Annotated in this window: 4 protein-coding genes and 2 pseudogenes; 5 read left to right on the top strand and 1 reads right to left on the bottom strand. The window is 53.7% G+C overall.

Going from position 1 to position 7,122, the window contains the following annotated elements:
• A partial coding sequence (locus CPT76_RS15995) for an ABC transporter transmembrane domain-containing protein (RefSeq protein ID WP_258168538.1) occupies positions 1 to 764 on the bottom strand: 764 nt, incomplete at its 3' end.
• A 526-nt stretch (positions 765 to 1,290) separates the two neighbouring features.
• Between CPT76_RS15995 and CPT76_RS15985 the strand changes: the two are divergent.
• From CPT76_RS15985 to CPT76_RS36710, 5 genes and pseudogenes are all read left to right on the top strand, one after another.
• Positions 1,291 to 1,615 (top strand): annotated as a pseudogene (locus CPT76_RS15985) (HesB/YadR/YfhF family protein).
• 99 nt (positions 1,616 to 1,714) lie between these two features.
• A pseudogene (locus CPT76_RS15980) lies at positions 1,715 to 2,678 on the top strand (ABC transporter permease).
• Between the two features lie 26 nt (positions 2,679 to 2,704).
• The gene (locus tag CPT76_RS15975; protein WP_105443577.1) at positions 2,705 to 3,589 is read left to right on the top strand and encodes a carbohydrate ABC transporter permease; all 885 of its coding nucleotides are present in this window, start codon (positions 2,705 to 2,707) and stop codon (positions 3,587 to 3,589) included.
• A 132-nt stretch (positions 3,590 to 3,721) separates the two neighbouring features.
• Positions 3,722 to 5,320, top strand: a complete 1,599-nt coding sequence (locus tag CPT76_RS15970) for an extracellular solute-binding protein (RefSeq protein ID WP_105443576.1) — start codon at positions 3,722 to 3,724, stop codon at positions 5,318 to 5,320.
• Between the two features lie 399 nt (positions 5,321 to 5,719).
• On the top strand, positions 5,720 to 7,122 hold a 1,403-nt coding region (locus tag CPT76_RS36710), incomplete at its 3' end, for a cache domain-containing protein (protein ID WP_258168642.1).

Here is a 7,122-nt window from a genome sequence, read left to right as displayed (position 1 = left end):
GCGCCTACGCATAAGCGGATGGTCGGCTCGAACAGGGCGTCCAGCTTGGCGACCCGCATGTTTTTACGGTACACATCGTCCGTAATTTCCTTGAACCGGCGCTGGTCCTCACGCTCCTGAACGTACGCCCGGATGACGCGCACCCCGGCGACCGATTCCAGCACCTGGTCGTTCATGTCGCCGAACGCGTCCTGAGCAGCCGTATACCGCTCGTGGATGACCTTGCCGTAAATTTTCATGGCCAGGGCGATAAACGGCAGCGGCAGGATGGCGGCGAGCGTCAGCTTCCAGCTGATGAGAAAGCCCATCGCCAGCAGCACGACGCTGAGGTACACCGTCGAGTCTGTCATCACAAGCATGCCGAAGCCCGCCGTGTTGGCGACAGAGCGCAGGTCGTTGGTGGCTCTGGCCATCAAATCACCCGTCCGGTTCCGTTCGAAGAACGGAGGGACCATGCGCAGCAGCTGGTTCATGTAGCGGGAACGCAGGATGCGCTCCACGAGGTTAGCGCCACCGAACAGCTTGTGCATCCATATGTAGGTGATGATGTAAATCACGGTGAGCGTACCGAGAATCAGCACAATATACCGTGTCAGCGAAGTCCAGGTAATCGAGCCGCGGACGATTTCGTCGATGGCGTTTCCGAGAAAACGCGGGGGAAACAGCTCGCCGATTCCGCAGAGGATCAGCATAATCAAACCGATCAAGTAACGCTTCTTTTCCTGGCGGAAAAACCAGCCCAGGTTTTTAAGTACGGAAAACAAAACTTTCACTTCCTCTCATGTCTAAAATGCCGGCAGTTCTTGCTTGCGGAGTTCATGGAAAATTAAAAAAGGCATACCATCCGTATACGGACGATATGCCTTGCAATCCTACATTTATCATGCGTACGGTTGAGTGTGAGCAGCCGTACCGCGGAAGGTTAATATTCAATGGCTCCAAGTGGCACGACTTCATCGCGCTCCTTAAGAAGGCCTCACCAGCAGGGCTACTCCAGTATTCAATTGATAAAGATCTTGATGATGGTTGCGTGGATGAAAATTTATCATATTGAACACAGAACTCACCCTTTCTTGTTGATGTTGGTCTTGAGCCCGAGCAGGGAGCACTTGCGTATCAAGGACACGACCTTGCCGGGTTCATTTGGGAATAAATTGAAAACGGATCTCGTATGCAGAAAATTTTATCATCGCGTCAAGAGAGCTGTCAATTTATATTTTCAGGAATCCGCAAAAAAATGTTATGATGTACTTATGAACATACAGAATTAGAGAGAGGGAGTGAAACCAGATGGAACTGCGGATCAGCCAAGACGCTGCACGCTGGTATAAACGAGAATTGAATTTGGCAGAGGGCGCGGCGCTTCGCTTTTTTCCCCGCTACAGCTCGGGCGGCGGACTGCATCCCGGATTTTCGCTCGGCATTTCCGTGGAGAACCCGGAGCATCCGGTGCTGAAGGAAGAGCTTGAGGGCGTGGCCTTTTTTTATAGAGGAACAGGACACCTGGTATCTGCAAGGATACGATCTGGTCGTCAATTATTTGGCAGCTTACGATGACATTGAATATGTATATGAAGCGGAGCGCGAACATAACACTTCCGCCACTTCATCATGATGTCTTCAAAAAATGTCTCATTGCCGGAAAAGAAAGCGCTGACCGATAATAAGGCCACAACGCTCGCGAGGCGATGAACACATATGGAGGTGGAAAGCGATGGAGCAGGCGACGGCCCAAGGGAATCTTCCGCAAACGTCCAAGCCGGGGGTTTACCGCACGAGCATCGCGGCCAGGCTGCGCAGGGACAAATGGCTATACCTGTTAATGCTCCCCGGCTTGCTTTATTTTTTGATATTCAAATATGTGCCCATGTGGGGCGTGCTGCTGGCCTTCCAAAACTATCAGCCGTTCACCGGGTTTTGGAAAAGCGAATGGGTGGGCTTCGAGCATTTCCGCTTGTTCTTTGAAAACCCCGAGTTTTTTATGCTGCTGCGCAATACACTGCTGCTGTCGTTTTACAATCTGATCTTCTTCTTCCCGGCTCCGATCATATTGGCGCTTCTGCTGAACGAAGTCAGGCTCGCATTCTTCAAGCGGACCATTCAAACGATGATTTACGTCCCGCATTTTATTTCGATGGTTATCGTGGCGAGCTTGACTTTACGTGTTTCTGACGACGGAGGGCGGCACCGTCAATGAGCTGCTCTTCCAATATACAGGCAACAAAATCCAGTTTCTGTCCGATCCGGCATGGTTTCGGCCGATGATCATCCTGCAAACGATCTGGAAGGAATGCGGCTGGGGTACGATTATTTTCCTGGCGGCGCTGGCGGCCGTCGACGTGGAGCAGTATGAGGCGGCGACGATCGACGGAGCGAACCGCTGGCGGCAAATTTGGCATGTGACACTGCCGGCGATCCGCAGCACGATCGTGATTCTGCTGATTCTGCGGATGGGCAGCGTGCTGGATAACGGCTTTGAGCAAATCTATTTGATGCTGAATCCGCTCAACCGCACGGTGGGCGAAGTGTTCGATACTTACGTGTACGCAATGGGTATTACGCAGGGCGCGTTCAGTTACAGTACGGCCGTCGGGCTGTTCAAATCGATCGTCGGCGTCACGCTCGTGCTCGGCACGAACTGGCTGGCGAAAAAATTCGGTGAATCCGGACTGTACTAACCCATTCAGAAAGGGGAAATCCATCCATGGCCAAGCAATACAGGACCGCGGCCGGCGCCACGTTCGACGTGGCTAACTATATCGTCCTAACGCTGTTCGGGCTGGCCGCCGTGCTTCCTTTCGTCTACGTCATTGCGGGTTCCTTCGCCTCGGACGCGGAGCTGACGCAGAGGGCGGTGTTTTTTATCCCGAAAACCTTTACGCTGGCAGCCTATGAGTTTATCTTTTCGACCGGGACGATCGTCAAGAGCATCGGCGTATCCATTTACGTTACCGTCATCGGTACGCTCGTCAATCTGTTTTTTACAGTCACGATGGCCTATTCCTTGGCCAAGAGGGGACTTTACGGCCGCAATCTGGTGCTCAATCTCGTCATCTTCTCCATGCTGTTCGGCGGAGGAATGATTCCGACGTACCTGGTCGTCAAGGAGCTGCACCTGCTCGATTCGCTATGGGCGCTCATGCTGCCTGGTGCAATCAGTGCGTTTAATCTGATCATCGTCAAAAACTTTTTTCAGGAGATTCCGAAGGAAATTGAGGAAGCGGGCCGCATCGACGGCTGCTCCGAGCTGGGGCTGTTATGGCGGATCGTGCTGCCGCTCTCGATGCCTGTTCTCGCCACCTTCACCCTGTTTTACGCCGTGGGGCATTGGAACGATTTCTTTGCAGCGCTGCTGTATATTAACGATCCGGAAAAATGGCCGCTGCAGGTCATGCTGCGTCAGATCGTCCTGCTGTCACAGGCGGCAGCGGGCGATTTGAACTCGATGGATCCGAATTTTGTGAAACCGCCGGACCAATCGATCAAAATGGCCGTCATCGTCGTCGGCACGATTCCGATTCTGTGCGTGTATCCGTTCCTGCAAAAGCACTTCGCCAAAGGGGTTCTGCTGGGCTCGGTCAAAGGTTAAAGGTATAAGTCAGTCTGTTCACCGTGTGATCCCGCCAAAATGCTCCGGAATTTATACAAATCAACACTGATTTTTCACTTGGAGCCCGGGCGGTTTTGCAATATGATCTAACGTTAAAGGGAGGCTATTTTCGTGAAGAAAAAGAAAAAGCAAGCGAAACGCGTGTCCACATTTCTCATACTAAGCACGGTTTGCGCCGCAGCGCTCGCAGGCTGCTCATCCGGCAGCGGCAGCAGCAGCGAGGGCGCCTCGGGCGGCTCGTCCGCAGCTCCTTCTGCAAACGCTTCCGCGGAGGCGGAGAAGCCGCTTAAGCTGAACATTATGCTCCCGATTTTTAAAACGAACTATCCGAAGGATGACAGCCCCGTCGCCGCTGAGCTCGAGAAGCTGACGAACACGGACATCCATTTCGAATGGGTGCCGAACGCTTCATACGGCGATAAATTCAACATTACGCTTGCTTCCGGAAATCTGCCGAAAATCATTTACGTGCCCGATTCGAAAGGTCCGAGCTTCGTGAGCGCCGTAAAATCAGGGGCTTTTTGGGACCTGACCGACAAGCTGAAAAATTATCCGAACCTCAGTCAGGCCAATGAAGTCATTCTGAACAACTCCTCGATTAACGGCAAAACTTACGGTATTTACCGCGGGCGCGAGCTCGGCCGCAACGGCGTATATTACCGCCAGGATTGGCTGGAGAAGGTGGGTCTGCAGCAGCCGAAAACGATCGACGATTTCTATAATATGCTGAAGGCGTTTAAGGAGAAGGATCCGGACGGCAACGGCAAGGACGACACGTACGGTCTGGTGATGGTCAAATGGACGGCAGGCTGGGGAGCCGGTTTCGACCAGATCAAGCTGTGGTTCGGCGCGCCAAACGTGTGGGGCGAAAAGGATGGCAAGCTGGTGCCGGAATTCGAATACGACGAATATTTCGAAGCGCTCAAGTTTATGAAGAAGCTGTACGACGAGAAGCTCGTCAATCAGGATTTCGCCGTGATGGATTCAGCCAAGTGGACGGATCCGCTGGTGAATGGCCAAGCCGGAGCCATTATCGACGTCGTGGACGGAGCGGCCCGCGCCGACGACAAAATTCATGCCGCGCTTAAGGACGCAGGCAAAGAAGATTCCAGGGAGCAGTACGTGGACGTGTTCGGCGCCGTCACCGGTCCGGACGGACAAATTCATACGCTGCCGACTTCGGGTTTTGCCGGCCTGCTGGCCATACCGAAATCGAGCGTAAAGAGCGAAGAAGAGGTCGACCGCATCCTGAAATTCCTCGACCAGCTGAACGAACCAGACCTGCAGACGCTAACTAGCTTCGGGCTTGAAGGCAAACATTACAAGAAGATCGACGACAAGACGCTGGAGAGAAGCTCGGACTCGGTGCTGCTCGAGTCGGAAGTCGAAGGGCTGAATCAGATGGTGCCGTACATTCCGGAAGGCAAAGGGCTCCAGGTAGCCCAAACGCCGCTTCGATTGAAGCAGACGGAGGTTCAATTGAAAAACCGGGACACGATCGTCGCCAATCCGGCGGAGCCGTTCATTTCCGAAGTGTATGCGCAAAAAGGGCAGCAGCTTGGCAACATCATTAACGATGCCCGGATCAAATTTATCGTCGGCCAGATCGACGAGAAGGGCTGGCGGGATGCGATCGAGCTGTGGAAAAAATCGGGCGGCGACGATTATGTGAAGGAGATCAACGAGCTGTACGCTGCCTCGAAGTCCTGACCGGCCCCAGCGTAAGTGACCAGTGCGGCTGTTCCAAGAAATCGTCCGCCTAGGGGACGGAGGCTGAAGCGGTGACCGGCTGGGGGACTGGAGCTGTACCCTTTAGCCGGTGGCCGTGAACGGATTGGAGAGGCTCCGGCCTCTTTTTTCCGAACATCATTTTTATATTCGGGGTACCGTAAAACACCTGATTTCACAGCAAGCAGAAAGCCCCACGTCGTGGGGTTATTTCCGTATCCCCGGTTATTTGAACGATTTTCTCGGATTTCATGCTGGACATACCCGTGGAGCGGAGGGTACTGTTTTCTAAAGGGGTTTTTATGTATGGTTAATTGTATACGCTTACATATTTAAAGGGCATAAGGCTCGCCATAAAGGCGGGGACGACAAATTTTGGATATGGTTGGTGAGCTGACGATGAATGGATGGAAGTCGCTAATGGCCCGCTTATCTGGCGGCGGATCGGGCAGCTTTTACAGAAAAAGCCTGATTATGTTCTTGGTTGTGGCCGGCATCCCCGGGATCATCACCGGGATTCTTGTGTACTCCATGGCTGGTGGGAGGCTGGAGAAGGAACTGCTGAAGCTCCATAATGACCAGATCGAACAGCGGTCACTGAACATGGATAAGCAGCTGTCCAACCTGGAAATGATGCTGGCGCACTGGGCATTCGACTCGCGCTTTGATGAATCGCTGAGGGGCCACGACTTCGTGCGCGACTTTGAAAAAACGCGCGACATCACGAACACGCTGCTGGTGATGCAGGGCTCCAATACGATGATCCATAACGTCAGCCTTTATTTGCGCGGAGACCAGCCGATATTGTTTTATCCGGAATACTCCGCCTTGAATGACCGGCAGCTCATCTCCCGGTACGAACGTCTGATGGATGCGGGGAAGACCACGTATTGGACACAGCAGGCGCTTGACCCTGATCAGCAGGGTAAGACGGAATTGACGTTTGTGCATCTCATCCCGGGTGGCAGCTCGAATCCGCTCGGGGCTTTGGTCATCAGGCTGGACAACGATCAAGTCGCAGAGGTGCTGAGGACGTTGACTCCTTATGCTGATGGGGAGAACTTTCTGATGGAAGCGGGCGGCGGCCTCTACGTTTCCGCTAACGGCAACCGGATGGATTCGCCTTTTGTCAAGGCGGTCCGCGGTGATGTGGAATCCGATGGGAAGACCCGAGGGTCCTTTCTCTTTGAATGGAACGGTAAAACCTATGCGGTCACGTACGGTTATTTCGCACGCATCATGGACAACTGGTTGTACGTGTCGGCCTCGCCGATTACGAACATTACGGCCCCGGTTGTGCTGATATCCAAAGTTATTCTGGCGGTCAGCGCGAGTGCTCTCCTGCTGGCGGTGCTGCTGGCGTGGCTCGCCTCGAAGCGGATGTATTCGCCGGTCAAACGGCTGATGGCGAATTTGCAGCCGCACGCTTCCTTAGCGGGAATGGGCAGCGTCGACGAATTTGCCATTATCGAGCGGCAGTGGCAGCACTTAAGCCGGGAGAGCCGGGAGCTGAACGCCAAGCTGCTCGAGCAGCTGCCCCATGTGAAGGAAAGCTTTCTTCATCAGCTGCTGCAGGGGTATTTGTACGCCTATTCGGAGGAGGATCTGCGCTCGCGTATGGAACGGTACAGATGGCAGGTGCACGGCAAGCAGTTCGTCGTGCTGTACGTTCAATTGACGGGCATCGCCGCCATGGAGGGGAAATTCAAGTTCGGGGACGAGGGACTGGTCACTTTTGCGTCGGTCAACATGATTGAAGAACTGGCAGCCGCCCATTTCGAGCA

The organism is Paenibacillus sp. AR247 (genome assembly GCF_002968895.1).
Lineage (GTDB): Bacteria > Bacillota > Bacilli > Paenibacillales > Paenibacillaceae > Paenibacillus_AQ > Paenibacillus_AQ favisporus.
Note: the sequence above shows the minus strand (reverse complement) of the source record. Positions and strands in the feature narration are given on the sequence as shown.